The 22,524-nt window shown below is 43.4% G+C and carries 18 protein-coding genes and 1 pseudogene; 13 read left to right on the forward strand and 6 right to left on the reverse strand.

What is annotated here, in order from left to right; all coding sequences use genetic code 11:
* The 4 genes and pseudogenes from K333_RS13280 to eno all read left to right on the forward strand — a co-directional run.
* Window positions 1-367, forward strand: a pseudogene (locus tag K333_RS13280) (IS4 family transposase); the annotation flags it as partial.
* Between the two features lie 295 nt (window positions 368-662).
* Window positions 663-2,360 (forward strand): energy-dependent translational throttle protein EttA, encoded by a 1,698-nt coding sequence (gene ettA / locus K333_RS0104180; protein ID WP_024990617.1) that lies wholly within the window; start codon window positions 663-665, stop codon window positions 2,358-2,360.
* Between the two features lie 7 nt (window positions 2,361-2,367).
* Window positions 2,368-3,219 (forward strand): patatin-like phospholipase family protein, encoded by an 852-nt coding sequence (locus tag K333_RS11905; RefSeq protein WP_051230875.1) that lies wholly within the window; start codon window positions 2,368-2,370, stop codon window positions 3,217-3,219.
* A 665-nt stretch (window positions 3,220-3,884) separates the two neighbouring features.
* Window positions 3,885-5,192, forward strand: coding sequence for a phosphopyruvate hydratase (gene eno, locus K333_RS0104195; protein WP_027452369.1), 1,308 nt, complete (start codon window positions 3,885-3,887; stop codon window positions 5,190-5,192).
* Between the two features lie 598 nt (window positions 5,193-5,790).
* On the opposite strand, the gene K333_RS11910 is transcribed toward eno, so the two are convergent.
* Window positions 5,791-7,461: a GH25 family lysozyme gene (locus tag K333_RS11910; RefSeq protein ID WP_244870408.1), complete on the reverse strand. Its 1,671-nt coding sequence runs from the start codon at window positions 7,459-7,461 to the stop codon at window positions 5,791-5,793.
* Window positions 7,462-7,577: 116 nt separating this feature from the next.
* Between K333_RS11910 and K333_RS0104205 the strand changes: the two genes are divergently transcribed.
* Window positions 7,578-8,042 carry a MaoC family dehydratase gene (locus K333_RS0104205; protein ID WP_024990614.1) on the forward strand — a complete coding sequence of 155 codons (465 nt, stop codon included), beginning with the start codon at window positions 7,578-7,580 and terminating at the stop codon, window positions 8,040-8,042.
* A complete protein-coding gene (gene serB / locus K333_RS0104210) occupies window positions 8,042-9,271 on the forward strand; it encodes a phosphoserine phosphatase SerB (RefSeq protein ID WP_027452370.1) in 1,230 nt (409 codons plus the stop codon). Before K333_RS0104205 ends, serB begins: the two co-directional genes overlap by 1 nt.
* Here the strand turns inward: serB and K333_RS0104215 are convergent.
* Together K333_RS0104215 and ispE are read right to left on the reverse strand one after the other, a co-directional pair.
* Window positions 9,266-9,766 (reverse strand): NUDIX hydrolase, encoded by a 501-nt coding sequence (locus K333_RS0104215; RefSeq protein ID WP_024990612.1) that lies wholly within the window; start codon window positions 9,764-9,766, stop codon window positions 9,266-9,268. The two genes, serB and K333_RS0104215, sit on opposite strands and share 6 nt — an antisense overlap.
* A gap of 2 nt (window positions 9,767-9,768) precedes the next feature.
* Complete coding sequence (ispE, locus tag K333_RS0104220; protein WP_027452371.1) at window positions 9,769-10,611, reverse strand: 4-(cytidine 5'-diphospho)-2-C-methyl-D-erythritol kinase; 843 nt, start codon at window positions 10,609-10,611, stop codon at window positions 9,769-9,771.
* A gap of 222 nt (window positions 10,612-10,833) precedes the next feature.
* Here ispE and dnaB point away from each other — a divergent pair, with 222 nt between their 5' ends.
* The 7 genes from dnaB to K333_RS0104255 all read left to right on the forward strand — a co-directional run bounded on the left by dnaB (window position 10,834) and on the right by K333_RS0104255 (window position 19,730).
* Window positions 10,834-12,330: a replicative DNA helicase gene (gene dnaB / locus K333_RS0104225; protein ID WP_024990611.1), complete on the forward strand. Its 1,497-nt coding sequence runs from the start codon at window positions 10,834-10,836 to the stop codon at window positions 12,328-12,330.
* A gap of 447 nt (window positions 12,331-12,777) precedes the next feature.
* The gene (locus K333_RS0104230; RefSeq protein ID WP_024990610.1) at window positions 12,778-14,280 is read left to right on the forward strand and encodes a 2-isopropylmalate synthase; all 1,503 of its coding nucleotides are present in this window, start codon (window positions 12,778-12,780) and stop codon (window positions 14,278-14,280) included.
* Window positions 14,281-14,286: 6 nt separating this feature from the next.
* On the forward strand, window positions 14,287-15,681 hold the full coding sequence (gene leuC, locus K333_RS0104235) for a 3-isopropylmalate dehydratase large subunit (protein WP_024990609.1): 1,395 nt from the start codon (window positions 14,287-14,289) through the stop codon (window positions 15,679-15,681).
* A gap of 26 nt (window positions 15,682-15,707) precedes the next feature.
* Window positions 15,708-16,298 carry a 3-isopropylmalate dehydratase small subunit gene (gene leuD / locus K333_RS0104240; protein ID WP_024990608.1) on the forward strand — a complete coding sequence of 197 codons (591 nt, stop codon included), beginning with the start codon at window positions 15,708-15,710 and terminating at the stop codon, window positions 16,296-16,298.
* 23 nt (window positions 16,299-16,321) lie between these two features.
* Window positions 16,322-17,893, forward strand: a complete 1,572-nt coding sequence (locus K333_RS0104245) for an alpha-isopropylmalate synthase regulatory domain-containing protein (RefSeq protein ID WP_024990607.1) — start codon at window positions 16,322-16,324, stop codon at window positions 17,891-17,893.
* 23 nt (window positions 17,894-17,916) lie between these two features.
* Window positions 17,917-18,978 (forward strand): 3-isopropylmalate dehydrogenase, encoded by a 1,062-nt coding sequence (gene leuB / locus K333_RS0104250; RefSeq protein ID WP_024990606.1) that lies wholly within the window; start codon window positions 17,917-17,919, stop codon window positions 18,976-18,978.
* A 71-nt stretch (window positions 18,979-19,049) separates the two neighbouring features.
* On the forward strand, window positions 19,050-19,730 hold the full coding sequence (locus K333_RS0104255; protein WP_027452373.1) for a tetratricopeptide repeat protein: 681 nt from the start codon (window positions 19,050-19,052) through the stop codon (window positions 19,728-19,730).
* A 90-nt stretch (window positions 19,731-19,820) separates the two neighbouring features.
* On the opposite strand, the gene K333_RS0104260 is transcribed toward K333_RS0104255, so the two are convergent.
* From K333_RS0104260 to K333_RS11915, 3 genes are read right to left on the reverse strand one after another with little or no spacing between them, the layout of a single operon-like run.
* Window positions 19,821-20,441 (reverse strand): deoxynucleoside kinase, encoded by a 621-nt coding sequence (locus K333_RS0104260; RefSeq protein ID WP_027452374.1) that lies wholly within the window; start codon window positions 20,439-20,441, stop codon window positions 19,821-19,823.
* A 34-nt stretch (window positions 20,442-20,475) separates the two neighbouring features.
* Window positions 20,476-21,105 (reverse strand): deoxynucleoside kinase, encoded by a 630-nt coding sequence (locus K333_RS0104265; protein ID WP_027452375.1) that lies wholly within the window; start codon window positions 21,103-21,105, stop codon window positions 20,476-20,478.
* A gap of 28 nt (window positions 21,106-21,133) precedes the next feature.
* A complete protein-coding gene (locus K333_RS11915; protein ID WP_024990605.1) occupies window positions 21,134-22,252 on the reverse strand; it encodes a sialate O-acetylesterase in 1,119 nt (372 codons plus the stop codon).
* Window positions 22,253-22,524 lie beyond the last annotated feature (272 nt).

Genomic DNA, 22,524 nt, shown 5'->3' on the forward strand with positions numbered 1-22,524 from the left:
CTCTATGCGTTGGGCTACGGAATGTGCATATCGCGATTGCAAGACTCTTCTGAATCTTGGCAGATGCCAGTCGATTCATTTCTCTGCACAGATTGCTAGTTTTACACTAACTTTGATGCAGTACAACATACTTTGTACAGTGAAGCGATTTGAATCGTATGAAACCATCGGTATGCTCTTTGTAGATGCTATGGATGAATCTCTAGAGCTGTCTGTAACGGACAAGATATGGGAACTCATACTGGATATCATTCTGGAAATAGCAGCATTGGTATCTGCTGATGCCAGCGAGTTGCTTAGCGCACTTATTGAAGATAATCCAAAGTTCCATAAATTGTATAAAATGCACAATTTAAATGTCGCTTAATGAATACATATTCACTTGCGAAACTTTAGTAAGGTATTAGTTCTTACAAGAATTATAAAGCGTAATATTAAAAGGTAAGTAATTAGGAAAAGAAGGAGCTGGGGAGTGATCTTCGGCTCCTTTGCTTTTTTTATACCTCTGGCGTTTCCGTACTATGAGACTGTCTATATTCATTTGGAGAGCATTTTCTTCGTCTTATAGATAGCTATCGGAAAAATTTATGAAAAAGCATCCTTATCCATGCAAATATCGAAAAAATATATTATCTTTGTCCGAAAATCAATTATTATATTCAATGGCAACAGTCGACGACAAGAAAATTATCTTCTCTATGGTGGGTGTTTCTAAGATCATCCCACAGAATCAGAAACAAGTACTCAAGAACATCTATCTCTCGTTCTTCTATGGCGCTAAAATCGGTATCATCGGTCTTAATGGTGCGGGAAAGTCTACCCTCATGAAGATTATCGCCGGATTGGAACAACCCACTCAGGGCGAGGTGGTTTGGAGCCCGGGCTATAGCGTTGGTTATCTTCCGCAAGATCCTCCTCTCGATGATAACAAGACGGTCAAGGAGAACGTACAGGAAGGTGTGCAACACATCTATGATGCTCTGAAAGAATATGACGACATCAACAAGAAATTCGGCGAGGAGGAGTATTATAGCGATCCTGACAAGATGGATAAGTTGATGCAACGACAGGCTGAGGTACAAGACATCATCGATGCTACCGATGCTTGGAATATCGACTCCAAACTTGAGCGTGCTATGGATGCTTTGCGATGTCCACCTGCCGACTGGTCTGTAAAAAACCTTTCCGGGGGTGAGCGTCGTCGTGTGGCTCTCTGCCGATTGTTGCTCCAAAAACCAGACGTTCTGCTCCTCGATGAGCCTACCAACCATCTTGATGCAGAAAGTATCGACTGGCTCGAACAGCATCTGCAGCAATATGAGGGTACGGTAATCGCCGTCACCCACGACCGATATTTCCTTGATGATGTGTCTGAATGGATTCTCGAGCTCGATCGCGGCGAGGGTATTCCTTGGAAGGGTAATTACTCGTCTTGGCTCGAACAGAAGACGGCCCGTATGGCTCAGGAGGAGAAGACGGCTTCTAAGCGCCGCAAGACGCTCCAGCGTGAGCTCGAATGGGTTAGGATGGCACCTAAAGCTCGACAGGCTAAGGGCAAGGCCCGACTCAATAGTTATGAGCAGATGTTGAACCAGGAACAGAAAGAGCGTGAGGAGAAACTCGAGATTTTCATTCCTAACGGTCCGCGCTTGGGCAACAAGGTCATCGAGGCCAAGCATGTCAAGAAGGCTTTCGGAGAGAAGGTTCTCTTCAACGACCTCAACTTCATGCTCCCTCCTAACGGTATCGTGGGTGTCATCGGAGCTAATGGAGCCGGTAAGACCACACTCTTCCGTATGATCATGGGACTGGAAAAGGTTGATGGGGGCGAATTCGAGGTGGGAGAGACCGTAAAACTCGCTTATGTCGACCAACAGCATAAGGATATCGACCCTAACAAGACGGTTTATGATGTCGTTTCACAAGGCAACGAGACACTTCGTATGGGCGGTCGTGATGTCAACGCGCGTGCATACCTTTCTCGTTTCAACTTCTCCGGCAACGATCAAGGTAAACTCTGTGGGGTGCTCTCGGGTGGTGAGCGTAACCGCTTACAACTGGCTATGGCACTCAAACAAGAGGGTAATGTGTTGCTCCTCGATGAGCCTACTAACGATATCGACGTGAACACGCTTCGTGCGCTCGAGGAAGGTCTCGAAACCTTTGCCGGATGTGCCGTCGTCATCAGTCACGACCGTTGGTTCCTCGACCGTATCTGTACACATATCCTTGCTTTCGAAGGCAACGGAGAGGTGGTATTCTTCGAGGGCGACTATTCGGAATACGAAATCAACAAAGCCATGCGAATGGGTAACGAGGAAATCAAGAAGACGCGTTATCGCAAACTCATGGAAGATTAATGATAATATGGTGACGGATTTTTTTCAAAGAATTAAAAATATTTTTACACATAGGGTAGCGCCTCGTGACGTTGCCCTTGTGCTTTCCGGTGGTGGCGCACGAGGCTATGCGCATATCGGGGCTATCGAGGAGTTGGAGCGTCGGGGCTATCATATCACGTCGGTAGCAGGAACATCTATTGGAGCTCTCGTGGGTGGCTTATATGCTGCCGAAAAACTTCAAGAGTTGAAGTCTATCGTCTTGGGAATCAACAGGAAGGAGATGCTGCATATCATGGACATCTCTCCGGGGTTCAACCATCTGATGTCAGGAAACAAACTGATGGATATCTTGAACGAACTCGTTGGCGACACTCGTATCGAAGATCTGCCGAAGAATTTCTGTTGCGTGGCCTCCGACCTATCAGACGGAAGCGAAAAAGTTTTTTACGAAGGCATGCTATCTCAAGCCATCCGCGCATCCATCTCTATCCCCTGTTTTTTTAAACCCGTAATCGAGGGCCATCACGTATATGTTGATGGAAGCATACACAACACGCTACCTTTGAATCGTGTGCAACGTCATCCTCACGACATCCTTGTTGCCGTCAACGTGAGTGCCCCCGACGATACCCCTTGGACGTCTACCGACAACTATTTCAAGATGGCTGTACGAGTTTCTCAGGTTGCTGTGATCACCAACACTCAGATGGCCATGAAGATCACGCCCCCGGACATTTGTGTCGACGTGCCGCTTACCAAGTTTGGTATGATGGATTTCAATAATGCCGAGGAAATCATAGATTATGGTCGTGAGGAGATGGCCCGCCAGTTGGATGCCTTTGAGGAGAGAAAGATAAACCGGATAGCCGTCCTTTGAGCGTGAGACCAATCAAACAGAATGAATATCGTGAAATTGCAATTACCCGTTGAATTCAGGAAAGTTTAACGAACCTTTCGTTGTTTAATTTTCAACCGAGGAAAGGTGCTCATAATTTGCAAATTCAGAATTGAAGATGGGTTGATTATAAATATTAAAATTATAAACAAAATATAATTATCTGATAGTCAACAAGTTATAATTTCTATGTTTGGCTTCACCCCTCAAAATACTGGATTAATAGGTTTCTTCTGTTAACTGCACAAGGTGATATACCCATCTGTGTAAGTTTACGAAGTTAACTGTGTAAGCCGATGAAGTTAACTTCATTCAGAAAACCATCTCTTTGAGAAGTATTTCTCATACTTGTGAATGTTTTAGAGGCTCCAAAATTTTCTAGATGGAGAAAAAAGATAAAACCATTTTCTTTTAACAGTTCCAAGAAAATGTTTAAATATTGTGAAAATAATTCATTAGATAGTCTATGAGGATACCTACTTTTAGTTAATAGCGTTTTAGTAGAGACTTTATATGTACCGATGAAAGAACACTTATTTTTGGGTATTGTGCCGTTGTAATTTTCATCGTATCTTTGCATTATGATTTATCAGGGGTCCGCTAAAGAACTTAGAATATTATTCTTATACAATTAAAATAAAAGAATTATGAGAATTGAAAAGATTCATGCAAGAGAAATCCTCGATTCAAGAGGTAACCCAACAGTAGAAGTAGAAGTAACACTTGAAAATGGTGTAATGGGGCGCGCTGCTGTACCATCAGGTGCATCAACAGGTGAAAACGAAGCTTTGGAACTTCGAGATGGCGATAAAGGACGCTATCTGGGCAAGGGTGTACTGAAGGCTGTTGATAACGTAAACAAGGTGATTGCACCTGCACTAAAGGGTGATTGCGTATTTGAACAGCGTGCTCTCGACTATAAGATGATAGCTCTTGATGGTACTCCTACAAAATCAAAGTTAGGCGCCAATGCTATTCTTGGTGTATCGCTGGCCTGTGCCAAGGCAGCTGCCAAGGCTCTTAACATACCTCTTTATAGATATATAGGTGGCTGCAATGCTTACACATTACCTGTACCTATGATGAATATCGTGAATGGTGGCGCTCACTCTGCAGCTCCTATTGCCTTCCAAGAGTTTATGATTCGTCCCGTTGGTGCCAGCAACGAGCGTGAAGCTATCCGTATGGGTTCTGAGGTGTTTCATAATCTGGCGAAGTTGCTGAAGGCTCGTGGTCTTTCAACTGCTGTTGGCGATGAAGGTGGATATGCTCCAAACTTTGATGGCATCGAGGATGCTCTCGACACTATCGTAGAAGCTATCAAGAAGGCTGGTTATGAACCTGGAAAAGATGTAAAGATTGCCATGGATTGTGCTGCTTCTGAGTTCGCTATTTGTGAGAATGGAAAATGGTATTACGACTATCGACAACTTAAGAATGGAGCAAAAAAGGATCCTAATGGCAAAAAACTTTCGGCTGACGAGCAGATTGCATATCTTGAAAAACTCATCACTAAATATCCTATCGACTCCATTGAGGATGGACTTGATGAAAATGATTGGGAGAATTGGGTGAAGTTGACAGAGAAAATTGGAGACAGTTGCCAGTTGGTTGGCGACGACTTGTTTGTTACCAATACGAAATTCTTGGAGAAAGGCATCAAGATGGGTGCTGCAAACTCTATACTTATAAAAGTGAATCAGATAGGTTCGCTCACAGAGACTTTGGAGGCTATAGAAATGGCTCATCGTCACGGTTATACCACAGTGACCTCACACCGCTCGGGCGAAACTGAGGACACCACGATTGCCGATATAGCCGTAGCCACAAACTCTGGGCAAATCAAAACTGGTTCACTCTCTCGTACTGACCGTATGGCTAAGTATAATCAGCTGATTCGCATTGAGGAGGAATTGGGTGATATTGCTGCATACGGATATAAGCGACTGAAATAAGCAACAATTGCTTTTTTTTGAATAAATCATAAATTACAAAGCATGTTAATGCAGATAAACTGTGAAGTTTGTCTGCATTTTTTTTGCCTATTTTGGGTATAGTGCTTTGAAATTATCGTTGTACCTTTCAAATGCTTTTTACAAACTTAATTTATATAAAATGGAAAAGATTGTTTTATTAATGGTTGTTGGAATGCTTTTATAAAAAAAATATTGTAAAATTGCACTTACTAGTTGAATTCGCGTTGTTATTATGTTTAAGTAGTATTACTAAAATAATATAAAAACTTAAAAATATTCAGTATTACCTCTTGACACATATCAATTTTATATTTATCTTTGCAGAACAGTAAGTAGGGGGAATGCCCCTTTCGTATTAAACAAGTGAACTAATAACATTAATTTATCTATCATGAAAGAAGTTAAAGAACAATTCTTTGTAGATTATTCTAAGTCTGTGAAGAAAGACAACGAAAACCACTTTATTATGGGTGGAGAGATTTGGTACAACTAACATTTACGTGTCGAAATAATAAAGACGAATCTAAAAAAAAGATTCGTCTTTATTTTTGCTTTATATTATGATGGGTATATCAGATTATCTGATCAGTTGCCAACGCAGAAAGTTCTGATATTCCGACTCAAAGCCGTTGAATACATTTATATCAACAGTACTCTTGATTCCTTTCACACGACCATCCGGGCATAATTGCCATACGGCCAAACGTACATCCGGTTTGTATTCGCCATAGCGTGCTATCCATACACGATAGTTGTGTTTCAGGTCGGGTGCTTTGTCAAGATGATGGTTCACGAAACTTTGGCTGATATACAAGATAGGTTTTACCCCACAATGTTTCTCTACAATATCCAACCATTGTCTTATGTTGGCGAACAGCACATTATCACCACCCATCTCGCGAATCTGGGCATTCGAAGGTTCCACATCGAGAACAGGTGGAAAGTCACCTCGTCTAAGATTGGACTTCTTGATGAAGAATGCTGCTTGCTGTCGACCGCTGGTACGAGTGGAGAAGAAATGGTAAGTGCCCACCCGATAACCATGGGCATGGGCGTTGCGATAGTCCTTGTGATAGTATGGATTCATTACGGTAGTACCCTCGGTACTCTTGATGTAGATGAATCTTACCGGATAATCGATAGATCCTTTGACACGCTTCTTACTGATAGATCCTAAACTGGAGATGCGCAGGTTCGCCCAATCTATGGCCCAATGTTCTTTTCCGATGATATGCTGATATTTGGAGATGTCTATTCCATAGATTCGCTCAGAACTGTATAACATTCGCTCACCTTTGAATGTGTTTTTGATCCATTCTCCCGTTCGTAGGCCCTTGCGGTCACTAATGGAGAACCCGAAACCATCGCGAAGTCCATTCTTCCAATGTCCCTCGTAGAAATCGCCGTTATTGGCTAAATAGCAGCCATGCCCCTCGGGTAGAAATTCTGAATTGTAACATCCCCAGTATAGGCCATCAGAATCGGGACGCAAGGAGAAATCTATTTCTCGTCGCACACTTCGTGCCATGTTGCATACAATCCGCTTGGCCAGTAGAACCGGTTGCGACATCACTCCTTGGGGTTTGGTCTTGTTTGAAGTCTGCATCAAGAGATAAGCGTCCTCGAGATGCTTCTTGACAAAGCAATTCATGGAAATTTCATGGTTATAGTTGTCATCATATACCACCCGATAATTCGTGTGATATTGGATGGAGAGCTTGTCTTTGTGCCGAATAGCACGCAACGTGTCGAGTTGGCGATGAATCGAATCGTGCAACTTCCGTTGCGTATCGTAGTATTTCATCACCATCTCGTATCCCTCATCCCGAGGGTTGTGCACGCGCGCATAATACTTGAGTTCACCTAATATATGTTCAAGGTGTTTGCATCGGGTATCTAAGGAGTCGATACATTTACCGACGAAAGTTTCGCTCGACATAGAGACATATCTGTCGCGTATTTTCTGGTCGTTGATATAGGCAATCATCTGGCCATGACACGAAGGGATGAGCGCCCAACCGTCGGTCCAACAAGCCGCATACATCGTGGTATCTCGGTCGAACTGCAAGACGGGTTGGCCATCGGCCGACAGCTCGAAATAAGAAGCCGCCTGAATACGGGCACTACTGTTGTAAGTCTCTTCGTAGTTAACTGAAAAACGGAGCGATATCCATATAAGGGCTGCCATGAGCAAGATGATGAGAAAATAGAAGGCAACCTTATAATTTAAAGGTATAATTTTAATCATGTGATTCATAATTAAATGCAAAGTTATGAAGATTTTCGGAAATATGGGCGTTTTTACCGATTTTATTGTTAATTTTGCAGAATATTCGACAATAACAAATTAAAAAATATAGAGAAATGGGAAAATTAGTAATTAATAGTTACGACGAGTTTGCAGCTCAATTAGGCAAAGTCCTTGGTACTTCTGAATGGCTTCAGGTAGACCAGGAGCGTATTAATGCTTTTGCTGATGCTACATTAGACCATCAATGGATTCACGTGGATGTGGAACGTGCCAAGGAGGAGAGTCCTTATAAGAGTACTATCGCTCATGGTTATCTCACTCTGTCGTTGCTGCCTTATTTCTGGAATCAGATCATCGAGGTGAACAACCTGAAGATGATGGTCAACTATGGTATGGATCAGATGCGTTTTGGCAAACCTGTATTGGTAGGCAGTCGTGTTCGCTTGGTAACAACTCTTGAGAGCATCGAAAATCTACGCGGAATCTGCAAGGCTGGAATTCGTTTTGATATAGAGATAGAAGGTGAAAAGAAACCTGCTTTGAGCGGTCTTGCCACTTTCTTATATTATTTCAAGTAATGAAAGAAGAACAAATCTTAATAAGTATTACAGGTCAGGACCGTCCTGGCCTGACAGCTTCTGCTACTGAGATCTTGGCACGCCATGGCGCGACGATTCTTGATATTGGTCAGGCGGATATCCATAGCACTCTGTCGTTGGGTATCTTGATTCGTATCAAGGAGGCGCAGTCGGGACAGGTGATGAAGGAGCTTCTCTTTAAGGCTAATGAACTTGGAGTAAATATTGCCTTTACGCCAATTACCGATGATGAGTATGAAAATTGGGTAGGGCGCCAAGGTAAAAATAGGTATATTCTGACCCTTATCGGTAGACAACTTACCGCTAAGCAGATTGCTGCGGCTACAAAGGTAATAGCTGAACAGGGATTGAATATTGACTCGATACTTCGTCTTACCGGACGTATGAGTATTGCTCATCCGGAGCGAAACGTGCGTGCATGTATCGAGTTCTCACTTCGTGGTACACCAGCCGACCGTTCCGATATGCAGAAGCGACTGATGAATCTGTCTTCGGATCAAGGTATCGACTTCTCTTTCCAGAAGGATGATATGTATCGCCGTATGCGTCGACTAATCTGTTTCGATATGGACTCTACGCTCATCCAGACGGAGTGTATCGATGAATTGGCCAAAAGAGCTGGTGTCGGCGATAAGGTGGCTGAGATAACTGCACGTGCTATGCGTGGAGAAATCGACTTCAAGGAAAGCTTTAAGGAGCGCGTTGCTTTGCTCAAGGGACTGGATGTTAGCGTGATGCAGGATATTGCAGAAAATCTACCAATTACCGAGGGGGCTGACCGCCTGATGACCGTCCTTAAACAATGTGGATATAAAATTGCTATCCTGAGTGGTGGATTCACCTATTTTGGCGAATATCTGCAACGTAGATATGGGGTAGACTATGTGTATGCCAACGAGTTGGAGATTGGTGATGATGGTAAACTTACAGGTAATTATGTGGGGGAGATCGTCGATGGGCATCGTAAGGCTGAACTTTTGAAACTTATTGCTCAGGTTGAAAAGGTTGATCTCGCTCAAACTATTGCTGTGGGTGATGGTGCTAACGACTTACCTATGATCAGCGAAGCTGGCCTTGGTATTGCATTCCATGCGAAACCAAGAGTGGTGGCTAATGCTGAGCAAAGTATCAACACCCTTGGTCTTGATGGAATCTTGTATTTCTTAGGATTCAAGGATAGTTATCTAGGTGAAGCCGGAAAACTATAAAAAATATTTGGTGTATTCATTCTCAAAGTTGGGGGTGAATACACCTTTTCCTATATTTTGCTTGATTTCATCGGTAGAGAAGAAACGGCCTCCTTCGAGTTCTTCTTCGCTTGGATGTATCTCTCCGTCGTAGATGCATCGATGTACGTATACTAGTTCTTTCTCTCTGTCGCTTTCATACACGTAATGGCCTAAGGATTCCGGTTGGAAATCGGTAATTCCCAATTCTTCGGCTACCTCTCTCCGTAACGCTTGTTGTACGCTTTCTCCTAAGTCTACATGTCCACCACAAGCTGTATCCCATTTGTCAGGCTGAATGTCTTTCCACTCTGGACGATGCTGCAGATAGAGTTCGCCCTTGCTGTTGAATACGTGTAGATGGACCACAGGATGCAGAATCTTGGAACCGTCGTGGGCATGCGCTCTGCTCATCGCTCCGAGAATATTTCCCATTTCATCGACAATAGGAAATTGCTCTTTTCCATTATCTCTCATGCTTATAATCTTAAAGTTTTGTTCCAAGTGTTAGGGAATTCCTGATTAGCGTCAAATTCAGGCTCTTGCTCAAAGATACCAAACATACAGCTACCGCTTCCGCTCATGGCTGCATAGTTGGCGCCCATCTCATATAATCGATTCTTGATTTCTCCCAGAATAGGATGCTGCTCAAAAACAGGTTTCTCGAAGTCGTTTATCAATTCTTCTTTCCATGTGTCGATAGGCTGTCGTACGATCTCGCGACATGACTTTGCTGGTTTCCTACATTCTATCATCTTATAGGCAGCTCCGGTACTTACGGCAACATCGGGTTTTACGAGTACGATATAATAGCCGTTCAGATTGCCCTTAGGACCGTCGGCAGGTTCCAGAATCTCTCCAATACCCGTGGCGTAACTTGGTTCACTTGTGATGAAGAACGCACAATCGGCTCCCAATTGGGCGGCATATCGCTCCATCTCGGCATTACCGATATTTAGTCGGAAACGCTCGTCGAGCAATCTAATCATGTAAGCAGCATCACTCGAGCCTCCTCCCAGTCCGGCTTGCGAAGGAATCCTTTTACACAGATGAGTGTGTACGCGAGGAAGACTATAGTCTCTGGCCAATAGATTATAAGCCTTGACAACAAGGTTGTCGCTTTCGTTGCAATCTACGGCGTTACCCGTAATCTTCAGGTCGCAAGCCACGTCGCTTGGGAAGTCAGGATCCATGTGTTTGACTTCTAGCGCATCGGTTACAGGAATAGGATAGAAGACGGTCTCTAAGTCGTGATAACCATCTTCACGCAATCCTGTGATATTCAATCCAAGGTTGATCTTGGCACAAGGGAAAACTATCATATCTGTTCTACTTAAATTATCATGATGAAGCCAACAAATGGTCGGCTATTTTGTATTGCAAAATTACAATTTTTCGATTATAAAAGCAAGTATATGTTGAAAAACTTGAATATCTGCAAGAAAGATTTGTCTAGAACATATGTAAAACATAAAAAATAGTATCATCGTAATGATAAAAGTTACTTTTTTTTATTATCTTTGCATCTAAATAAGTAGAAATATATGCCAGAAAAAAAGACAACTCGGCGTCGTACCCCGGCGCCAATCGATAATAGTTATGGACATTTGCCGCCTCAGGCTGTCGATATGGAGCAGGTGGTCCTTGGTGCCTTGATGGTAGACAAGGATGCTTTCGCTGTAGTTTCTGAGTTGCTGAGACCGGAGACTTTCTATGACCCTCGCCATCAGAAAATCTATCAGGCTATTCAGAATATGAATATGAGCGAGAAGCCTGTCGATTTGCTTACTGTTACCGAAGAACTCCGTCATGAGGGAAATCTTGATGAAGTAGGTGGCGCTCCGTATATCATGGAACTTACCGACAAGGTGGCTTCTTCGGCAAATATCGAGTATCATGCTCATATTCTGGCACAGAAATTTATGGCCCGGCAGTTGATTCACTTCGCTAGCGAGGTGGAAACTGATGCTTTTGATCCTCAGGTGGATGTCGATGAATTGATGCAGCATGCTGAGGGAGCTCTCTTTGAATTGTCGCAGAAGAATATGCGACAGGAGTATACGCAGATCGACCCAGTCATCAAGGAGGCCACTCGTATCCTTCAGGCTGCGGCTAGTAATACGGGCGGACTTACGGGTATCCCTTCTGGCTTTACGGGACTTGACGACATAACTTCGGGATGGCAAGCCTCTGACCTCGTGATTATCGCTGGTCGTCCTGCCATGGGTAAAACTTCTTTTGCGCTAAGTATCGCCAAGAATATTGCTGTGGATTATCAGGTGCCTATCGCGTTTTTCTCTCTAGAAATGAATAATGTCCAACTTGTCAATCGTCTGATCTCTAATGTCTGTGAAATTCCTGGCAGTAAGATTTTGAACGGTCAGTTGGATAGCGAGGAATGGAAGCGATTCGACTCGAAATTGCGCTTGCTTACGGGTGCGCCAATCTATGTGGATGATACGCCTGCTCTTTCTGTCTTTGAGTTGAGGACCAAGGCGCGTCGACTTGTTCGCGAGAAGGGTGTGAAGGTGATCATGATCGACTACCTTCAATTGATGAACGCCAATGGTATGCGATTCAGTAGTCGTCAGGAAGAGGTGTCTACGATCTCTCGTTCCTTGAAGGGATTGGCTAAGGAGTTGAATATCCCAATTTTGGCGTTGTCACAGTTGAGTCGTAATGTAGAAAATCGTGAAGGTCTTGAGGGTAAACGTCCTCAGTTGAGCGACTTGCGTGAGTCGGGTGCCATCGAGCAGGATGCCGATATGGTACTCTTCGTGCATCGTCCGGAATATTATCATATCTATGAGGATAGTAAAGGTAACGATTTGCATGGTATGGCTCAGATCATTATCGCCAAGCATCGTAAAGGTGCTACGGGTGATGTGTTGCTCAACTTTGCCGGACAGTTTACTAGATTCCAAAATCCTGAAGATGCGGCTATCGGTCCTTCGAATGAAGGCGAAATTGTCGGAAGTGCTATGAATAGGGATATTCCTATACCACCACCTCCATCGGATGATTCTCATTTGCCATTCTAATATGGCAATCATGATACTTTAGTTTTTTTAGTTTTTAGTGTCCCTTCACCTATTTATATATGTAGGTTGGAGGGACTTTTTATTAGTATATGTTTTGAGATAAGGAAATGGGATGGGATAGCTAGAATTATACCAATAAATTGCAGAAAAATATCAAAATGTTAGAATAAGAGAGAAAAAAGTTATAAATTATTTGTTAGAATCGCTAAAAATGTATATCTTTGCAACTGTAAATGAATAAAGACGAAGAGAGATGACAAATTCACAAAGTATTTTAAGCATTATTATTCGAATTCGACTACAGCGAGTGGCCGGAAGTAAGAAGGTATGCTTATAACTCTGTGAATGAGTCGAAAGAGCCTTTCTCACTTCCGTTAGGAGTGTGGAAGGCTTTTTCTTTTATCTAAAGTTTTGCAGAAACAACAAAGAGTTAATATAAGAAGAGATATGAGTGACAGATTATTTATTTTTGATACCACCCTTCGTGATGGCGAGCAGGTACCAGGTTGCCAGTTGAATACTGTAGAAAAAATACAGGTAGCTAAGCAACTGGAACAGCTCGGAGTGGATGTCATCGAAGCGGGGTTCCCAATTTCCTCTCCTGGAGATTTTAATTCGGTAGTAGAAATCAGTAAGGCTGTGACATGGCCAACAATTTGTGCGTTGACCAGAGCCGTACAAAAAGATATTGATTGTGCTGCAGAATCTCTAAAATATGCCAAACATAAAAGAATTCATACAGGTATCGGCACAAGCGATTCTCATATTAAATATAAGTTTAATAGTAATCGTAAGGAGATTATCGAGCGTGCTGTTGCTGCCGTAAAATATGCTAAGAAGTATGTTGAGGATGTAGAATTTTATGCTGAGGATGCCGGTCGCACGGAGAATGAGTATTTGGCTCGCGTGGTAGAAGCTGTCATCAAGGCTGGAGCTACGGTAGTGAACATTCCTGATACTACAGGTTATTGTCTTCCTGATGAGTATGGTAACAAGATCAAATATTTGATGGAACATGTAGATGGTATAGACAAGGCCTGTATCTCTACCCATTGTCATAACGATTTAGGAATGGCCACAGCCAACACCCTTCAAGGAGTGCTGAATGGCGCCCGTCAGGTGGAGGTTACCATGAATGGTATTGGTGAGCGTGCCGGTAATACCTCGCTCGAAGAGATTGCCATGATTTTGAAATGCCATAAGGGTATCGGCATCGATACGAATATCAATACACCAAAGATTATTCCTACCTCCCGTATGGTAAGCAGTTTGATGAATATGCCTGTTCAACCCAACAAGGCTATTGTCGGACGTAACGCCTTTGCCCATTCTAGTGGTATCCATCAAGATGGCGTGCTGAAGAATGTACAGACCTACGAGATTATCAATCCTAAGGATGTAGGACTTGAGGATAATGCTATCGTTCTTACAGCCCGTAGCGGTCGTGCTGCTTTGAAATATCGCCTTCAGGTGAATGGTGTGGAGATAGAGAATGAAGAAAAACTTGATAAGATCTATAAGAAATTCCTCGTCCTGGCCGATCAGAAGAAGGAGGTTTCCGATGCTGATATCTTAGTACTGGCTGGTGCTGATGATACAGAAAATCATGCTGTGAAACTCGATTACCTTCAGGTTACTACAGGTAAGGGTGTAAAGAGTGTAGCAAGTATAGGTCTTGATATCAGCGGACAGAAGTTTGAGGAAGCTTCTTCGGGTAATGGTCCTGTGGATGCCGCTATCAGAGCTTTGAAGCGAATCATCCGAAAGAATATGACTTTGAAGGAGTTCACCATCCAGGCTATCGATAAGGGGTCGGACGATGTCGGTAAGGTCCATATGCAGGTAGAGTATGATGGACATATATATTATGGCTTTGGAGCTAACACTGATATTGTTACCGCATCTGTAGAAGCCTATATCGACTGTATCAATAAATTTAGAATAAAATAAAACATTATGAATACTTTATTTGATAAAATTTGGGATAAACATGTTGTGCAGGTTGTTGCAGACGGACCTACTCAACTTTATATCGATCGTCTGTATTGCCATGAGGTAACATCGCCTCAGGCTTTTGCTGGAATGCGTGAACGTGGATTGAAGATCTTTCGTCCTGACCATATATTCTGTATGCCTGATCATAATATTCCGACACACGATCAGGATAAACCTATCGAAGATCCTATCGGTAGAAAACAGGTAGACACTCTCGACAAGAATTGTGCTGAGTTTGGTGTCACCGAATTCAAGATGAACACTAAAGATAATGGTATCATCCATGTTGTCGGTCCTGAGAAGGGTTTGAGTTTGCCTGGTATGACGATCGTTTGTGGTGACTCTCATACTTCCACTCATGGCGCTATGGGTGCTGTAGCTTTCGGTATTGGTACATCCGAAGTAGAGATGGTGATGGCCAGTCAATGTATTTTGCAGAGTAAACCTAAGTCTATGCGCATCAACGTGAATGGTAAGTTGAAACCAGGTGTTGTCGCTAAGGATGTTGCTCTGTATATCATGAGTAAACTTACAACCTCTGGTGCAACAGGTTACTTTGTGGAATATGCCGGTCAGGTAGTTCGTGATATGAGTATGGAAGGTCGATTGACATTATGTAACCTTAGTATCGAGATGGGTGCTCGTGGTGGCTTTGTTGCTCCGGATGAGACGACATTCGAATATATCAAGGGCCGCGAATATGCACCTAAAGGTGAGGAATGGGATAAGGCTGTCGCTTATTGGAAGACTCTGAAGAGTGGAGATGATGCCGTATTTGATAAGGAACTCAATTTTGATGCAGCCGATATCGAGCCACGCATCACATACGGAACCAATCCTGGTATGGGAATTGGTATCAACGGAAATGTTCCTACACTCGATGAAATCGACGAAAATGAACAGGCTGGCTTCAAGATGAGTTTGAAGTATATGGGTTTTGAACCTGGAGAGAAACTCCTTGGTCATCCTATTGATTATGTATTCCTCGGAGCATGTACGAATGGACGTATCGAAGACTTCCGCGCCTTTGCTTCTATTGTTAAAGGAAAGCAGAAGGCAGAAGGTGTAACAGCTTGGCTTGTACCAGGTTCGTGGGCTGTAGATAAACAAATACGTGAAGAGGGCATCGATAAGATTGTAGAAGCTGCAGGCTTTGAAATTCGTCAACCAGGATGTTCTGCATGTCTGGCTATGAATGATGATAAGATTCCTGCGGGAAAGTATTCTGTAAGTACAAGTAACCGTAATTTCGAGGGACGACAAGGACCGGGTTCTCGTACCATTCTTGCTAGTCCGTTGGTTGCTGCAGCTTCAGCTATCACAGGTAAAATTACCGATCCACGTGAATTCATGTAATTGTTTATTCTCAAGAAATTAAAATTATGAAACAGAAATTTAATGTTATCACATCATCATGCATACCTCTTCCTTTAGAGAATGTTGATACAGACCAGATAATCCCAGCTCGATTCCTTAAAGCTACCGACAAAAAGGGAATGGGCGACAACCTATTCCGCGATTGGAGATATAATGCTGATGGAACGCCAAAGAAAGATTTCGTAATGAACGACCCTTCTTATAGTGGTGTTATCCTCGTAGCTGGTAAGAACTTCGGTTCCGGTTCTTCTCGTGAACATGCCGCTTGGGCTATTGCCGGCGCAGGTTTCCGAGTTGTTATCAGTTCTTTCTTTGCTGATATCCACAAGAACAACGAACTCAATAACTTTGTGCTTCCTGTCGTGGTGAGTGAGTCATTCCTCAAAGAACTCTTTGCCAGTATCGATGCCGACCATAAGACCGAGGTAAAAGTAGATTTGCCTAATCAGACGGTTACGAATCTTGCAACGGGCAAGAGTGAGCATTTTGAGATTAATGGATATAAGAAACATTGTCTTGAAAATGGACTTGATGATGTTGATTTCCTTGTACAGAATCGTGACAAGGTGGAAAAATGGGAGGAAGCCAATAAATAAGGCGAAAGATTGTATGAAAGGGTATGAGTGAATTGAATAATCAAATAGTCAACCAGCATCCAGCTATTGAAATCATGGACTGTACACTCCGAGATGGAGAACAAACTAGTGGAGTGTCTTTTTTGCCTCATGAGAAGTTGATGATAGCTCGTCGCCTACTTACTGATGTGAATGTCGACCGTATTGAGGTGGCTTCAGCTCGTGTGTCAGAGGGCGAGAAAGATGCTGTAAAGATGATTTGTCGCTATGCAGCTAGCAAAGGTATGCTTGAGCGAGTAGAGGTTCTTGGTTTCGTAGACCAACATAAATCTATCGACTGGATAAAGGAATGTGGCGGTAAGGTGATTAATTTGCTTGCCAAAGGTTCTCTGAAACATTGTACCCAGCAACTTAAGAAATCACCCGAACAACATATTGCAGATATAAAAAAAGAGGTGGAATACGCTCATTCCCAAGGTTTTACCGTAAACCTATATCTTGAGGATTGGTCGAGCGGAATGCGCGATTCCATCGACTTTGTCTATCAGATGATGGACGAACTCCATACCATTGGCATCAAGCGATTCTTGTTGCCTGATACGCTGGGTATCCTTAATCCACTACAATGTCTGGAGTATCTGCGAAAGATGACAAAACGTTATCCTTCAGAGCATTTCGACTTTCATGCCCATAATGATTATGACTTGGCTGTCAGCAACTCTTTGGCTGCCGTCTTTAGCGGTTGTAAGGGTTTGCATGTTACAGTCAACGGACTGGGAGAGCGTTGTGGTAATGCGCCGTTGGCTTCTGTTCAGGTTATCCTCAAGGACATGTACCATACGCAGACCAATATCCACGAAGACCAGTTGCTCGACTTGAGCCACCTTGTGGAAGGATATAGTGGAATAGCTGTGGCTCCCAATACACCTGTCGTAGGAGATAATGTGTTTACGCAGGTTGCCGGAGTACATGCTGATGGCGACAACAAGGATAATCTATATTGTAATGATTTGGTTCCGGAGCGTTTCGGGCGTCATCGAGATTATGCCTTGGGCAAGAACTCGGGTAAGGCCAACATCATCAAGAATCTGGAGGATTTAGGTTTGGAGCTTACTCCCGAACAGACGAAAGCCGTCACTATGCGTGTTACTGAGTTGGGAGATAAGAAAGAACTTGTAACCCAAGATGACCTGCCATATATCGTGAGCGACGTACTCAAGCATAACACGCCGGAAGACCGGGTAAAACTCGTTTCCTATATGGTGAGTACCTCTTACGGATTGAAGCCGATAGCCTCGGTCAAGGTGAATATCAACGGCGTGGAATATGCAGCCGACTCAACGGGTGATGGACAGTATGACGCCTTTGTGAAGTCGTTGCGCAAAATCTATAAGGTCAATCTGAATCGTGAGTTCCCACGCCTTGAGAACTATCAGGTGACGATACCGCCAGGCGGTAGAACGGATGCCCTCGTGCAGACCATCATCACGTGGCGCGATGGAGATAAGATATGGCGCACCCGAGGACTTGATGCCGACCAGACCGAAGCTGCTATCAAAGCTACTTTCAAGATGCTGAACATGTTTGAGAGTGAAGATAATAACGAAAAAAAGTAACTTATATTTTTTAAGATAAGAAGATGAAACTAAACATTGCTGTACTGGCCGGTGACGGTATCGGACCAGAAATCATGAAACAAGGCGTAGCGGTACTCGATGCTATCGCCGCTAAGTTCAACCACAAGTTTGACTATCACGAGGCTGTCTGTGGTGCTCATGCCATAGACGAAGTAGGTGACCCTTTCCCAGAGTCAACCTTCAAGACCTGTATGGATGCCGATGCTGTACTCTTTGCTGCTGTTGGCGATCCTCGTTTCGATAATAATCCTACTGCTAAGGTGCGTCCGGAACAAGGACTTCTTGCTATGCGTAAGAAATTAGGTCTCTTTGCCAACATTCGTCCTGTTTCCACTTTCGATTGTCTCATCCATAAGAGTCCGCTCAAGGATGAGTTGCTCAAGGGAGCCGACTTCGTTGTGATTCGTGAGCTTACAGGAGGTATGTATTTTGGTGAGAAATATCAAGATAATGACAAAGCCTACGATACAGATATCTATACCCGTCCTGAGATTGAGCGCATCCTCAAGGTAGCTTTCGAGTTTGCCATGAAACGCAACAAGCATCTTACCGTTGTCGATAAGGCCAACGTCCTTGCTTCATCACGCTTATGGCGTCAGATCGCTAAGGAGATGGAACCACAATATCCGGAGGTCACTACCGACTATATGTTCATCGATAATGCCTCTATGCGCGTACTTACCGAACCACGTTTCTTTGATGTTATCGTTACCGAGAATACCTTCGGCGACATCCTTACCGATGAAACCTCATGTATTACAGGTAGTATGGGATTGCAGCCATCGTCATCACTTGGCGAGCATACTCCGTTGTTCGAACCGGTACATGGTTCATGGCCACAGGCTGCTGGTAAGAATATCGCTAATCCTTTGGCTCAGATTCTTAGCGCAGCCATGCTTCTCGAACATTTCGGATTGAACGAAGAAGGTTCTCTTATCCGCAAAGCTGTTAATGCCAGTCTTGATGCAAATGTCCGCACACCTGAAATTCAGGTAGAAGGTGGCAAAGAATATGGTACGACAGAAGTAGGCGAATGGATTGTAAATTACATTAAGAACGCCTAATATTTGATAAAATAAAGCACCTTTGGTCCGCAGATTTCACCGTTTTCGTGATTAAATCTTACCTTTGCGATATGAAAAAGACTTTGATGATATCACTATTCTGTGGATTCTGCGGACTTACCATGTCGGCACAAGAGAATGCGGGACTTCGAGATAGTCTCTCGGCAGCTACCGAACTGTTGGCCTATCATCCGGATAGTATCGATTTGCGACTGAAGAAGGTTCGTTGGAATATCCAACTCAAACAATGGCAATATGCTAAGGATGACCTTGATAAGGTGCTCTTTCTCGATAACAGGAATATAGCCGGGTTGTTTTATCGCGCCTATGTCAACCAACAGTTAATGCGATATAACTTTGCTCGTCTCGACTATAACAATCTCCTGACGATCGTTCCCGGCAATTTCGAGGCTCAACTGGGGTTGGCTCTTCTCAATCAGAAGGACAAGCATTATACAGAGGCCTACGACCAAATAAACGTGCTTGTCGAGGCACATCCTGATAGCGCTACGGCTTATGCCGCTCGTGCGGGAATAGAGAAGGATAGGGGAATGCTCGAACTTGCTGAGTATGATTATGGCAAGGCCTTTGAATTGGATAGGAAGAATATCGATTATCTCATCAATCGGGCCGATATTCGTATCTCGTTATGTCGCATGAGCGAGGCCCGTCGCGACTTGGATTTGGCCACTAAACTCGGCTATCCTCGTCCTGCCTTGACAGAATTTTATCGCAGACTTAGGAAAAAATAAATAAACCTCTAAATATTACGAAGAAAAATAAATCCTATTCCGAAGTGATTCGTGATAGGATTTTTTATTTCTCTTTCCGGTAATGATTTTTTATTCCATAGGAAACAGACCGAACATCTCTGCATCAATCTGATCACAAATCTTTCGGAAATCCTCCGGATTATTCTCAAAATCAGAATGGTCACCATCCACGATGATCAATTTACCCTTATAGTCCTTGATCCAGTTCTCATACCTGTCGTTCAACCCCTTCAGATAGTCAATACGCATCGACTTCTCGTAATCACGTCCACGCTTCTCGATGTGTCCAATCAAAGTAGGGATACTGGAACGGATATAAATCATCAAGTCAGGCAACTTCACGAGCGAGATCATCAGATAGAACAGATCTGTATAGTTATCGAAATCTCTATCGCTCATCATACCCATATCGTGCAAGTTAGGAGCGAAGATGCAAGCATCCTCAAAGATTGTACGGTCTTGGATAATAGCATCGTTGCTTTTGCTTATTTCAACCACATCACGGAATCGCTTGTTGAGGAAATAGATTTGCAAATTAAAAGCCCATCTGTTCATATCCTCATAATAATCAGCCAGATAAGGATTATTGTCTACGGGTTCGAAATGTGGCTTCCAGTTATATCTTTTTGCCAGCAATTTGGTAAGAGTAGTCTTACCGCTACCAATGTTTCCTGCTATTGCTATATGCATAATCTCAATATATGTATCTTAAAATTCTACTAAATTATTTCTCGTTGAAACTAAATAATCCGTAAATCTCGGCATCTATCTTGTCGATGATTTTACCGAAATCCTTAGGCACGTGTTCGTAATCCATGTCATCTACATTGAATAACAATACCTTGCCTTTGTATTTCTCACGGATGAACTCCTCATACAAGTCGTTGAGATTTTGCAAGTATTCAATAGGGATTTCCTGTTCGAAACTGCGTCCACGTTTCTGGATATTTTTTACCAGATGTGGAACCGATGAATGTAAGTAGATCATCAGGTCGGGTAGTTTTACCGCTTCTTCCATAGCGCCGAATAACTCCATATAGGCTTCATAGTCTCTATCGTCGAGGTTGCCCATTCTATGATTGTTCTCGGTAAAAACATACACACCTTCATAAATCGTACGATCCTGGATAATATCTTTACTTGATTTGGAAATTTCCAACAGATCACGAAATCTTTCTTTCAGGAAGAAAACCTCCATGTTGAACGACCATCTCTTGATGTCCTTATAATAATCCTCCAGGTATGGATTACTCATAACTTGCTCAAACCGGGGTGTCCACCCATAATGTCGAGCGAGCATCCTGGTGAGTGTTGATTTCCCACTGCCTATATTTCCTGCTACTGCTATATGCATGGGTGCAAAGATACAAAAATTATTCGGTTTAGAATTCTATTTGGCGAGAAACTTTTTTGGTGCCAGACTTAATGACGAGTACCAGTTTCTTGTCTCCATATTTATTTACGGAGAACTTCATTTTCTTCTTGCCTGCCATCTTCAGATGGTCAATGGTCTTGCCACTATAGCTTACCACGTCTATCTCGTTTACTGGTAACTCGCTTACTACTTGAGCTTTACCCTTATTGGCCTTAACTGTTACCTTGAAGTCCTCTTGTTGAGCCAGACCGCTTACGGCAATAGCATTCTGGGTATCGTCTTCTACGTCGTAGCCATTCAACTGTAGCCATTTGATGCCATATCGGCGACCTAAGATTTCTACACCCTTATGAGCGAAATGCAAATTGTCGGGACCTGCAGGACAACCATAACTAGAGATGGCATAAGCCGTAGGGATAGAATCGTGAATGCGGTCGATGGTGGCGTTGGCACCTGCGCAGATACCCTTCATCTCCTTGCTCACTACCTCACCGGCAAGTAATGGGCATTCCTCAGCTTTTAGGTTCAAACTGTCCAGTAAGTCGTGATAGATGAATTTCACCTTGCTCAGCCATTGGTCGTTGTAAGCGTCTGTCTCGCCTTGGTGCCATAGGATACCCTTGATGACGCCACGTTTTTGAGCGAGACGGCCCAACTGGATGAGTCGTTGTAATGGGTTCAGGTCGTATAGTTTCATCTCGTTCTTCAACCAATCAGCAGTACCGGCAAAAGTCTTGTCGACATAAGCTTGGCGAAGTTCGCGATGGAAGAGGTCGCTGGCAGTACCGTCTACAGCCACATTGATCATACCGACCTTGATATTCTCGGGCAACTTCTCGAGAAGCGTACGGGCGAAGAAGTCTGCAGGACTCATATTGGCAAATCTGCGGCAGAGTGGGGGGTAAGCAGGTTGCCATTCTCCAAGTTTGCGGTCTACGTCGTTGAGCGCACCCATTCGCCAGTATCTGTCGTTAACGGCGAGCGAGTCTTCGTGGGTGGCATGAGCCACACCAACCATGTTAGATTGTCCTAAACACAGGAATACATAGAAGTTGCTGTCTTGCGCATAACTTCTAGTAGAGCCTAATACGGCTAAAGCAATAATTAATTTAAAGATTCTTTTCATAGTTCTTTTACTAAAAGTAATGCAAAGTTACAACTTTATTTTGATATGGCTGAATCATGCAACAAAATATAAAGTATTTGATACTTATCGTTATGTTCTTTTCGGAGCAATTTCTCATGCAATCGGTCTTTTCTTCGGGGGGAATGTTGCAATGTTGCCAAAGATCGCTTTTCACACTCATCTTTCCGGTCCGTTTGGACGTCTCCTCACGAACCTTCTGGATTCCTTCGGGAGGGGGGGCGCGCTATACCCCGTCCTTTAGTATTACGATT

Origin of the sequence: Segatella albensis DSM 11370 = JCM 12258 (genome assembly GCF_000426565.1) — a bacterium.
GTDB lineage: Bacteria > Bacteroidota > Bacteroidia > Bacteroidales > Bacteroidaceae > Prevotella > Prevotella albensis.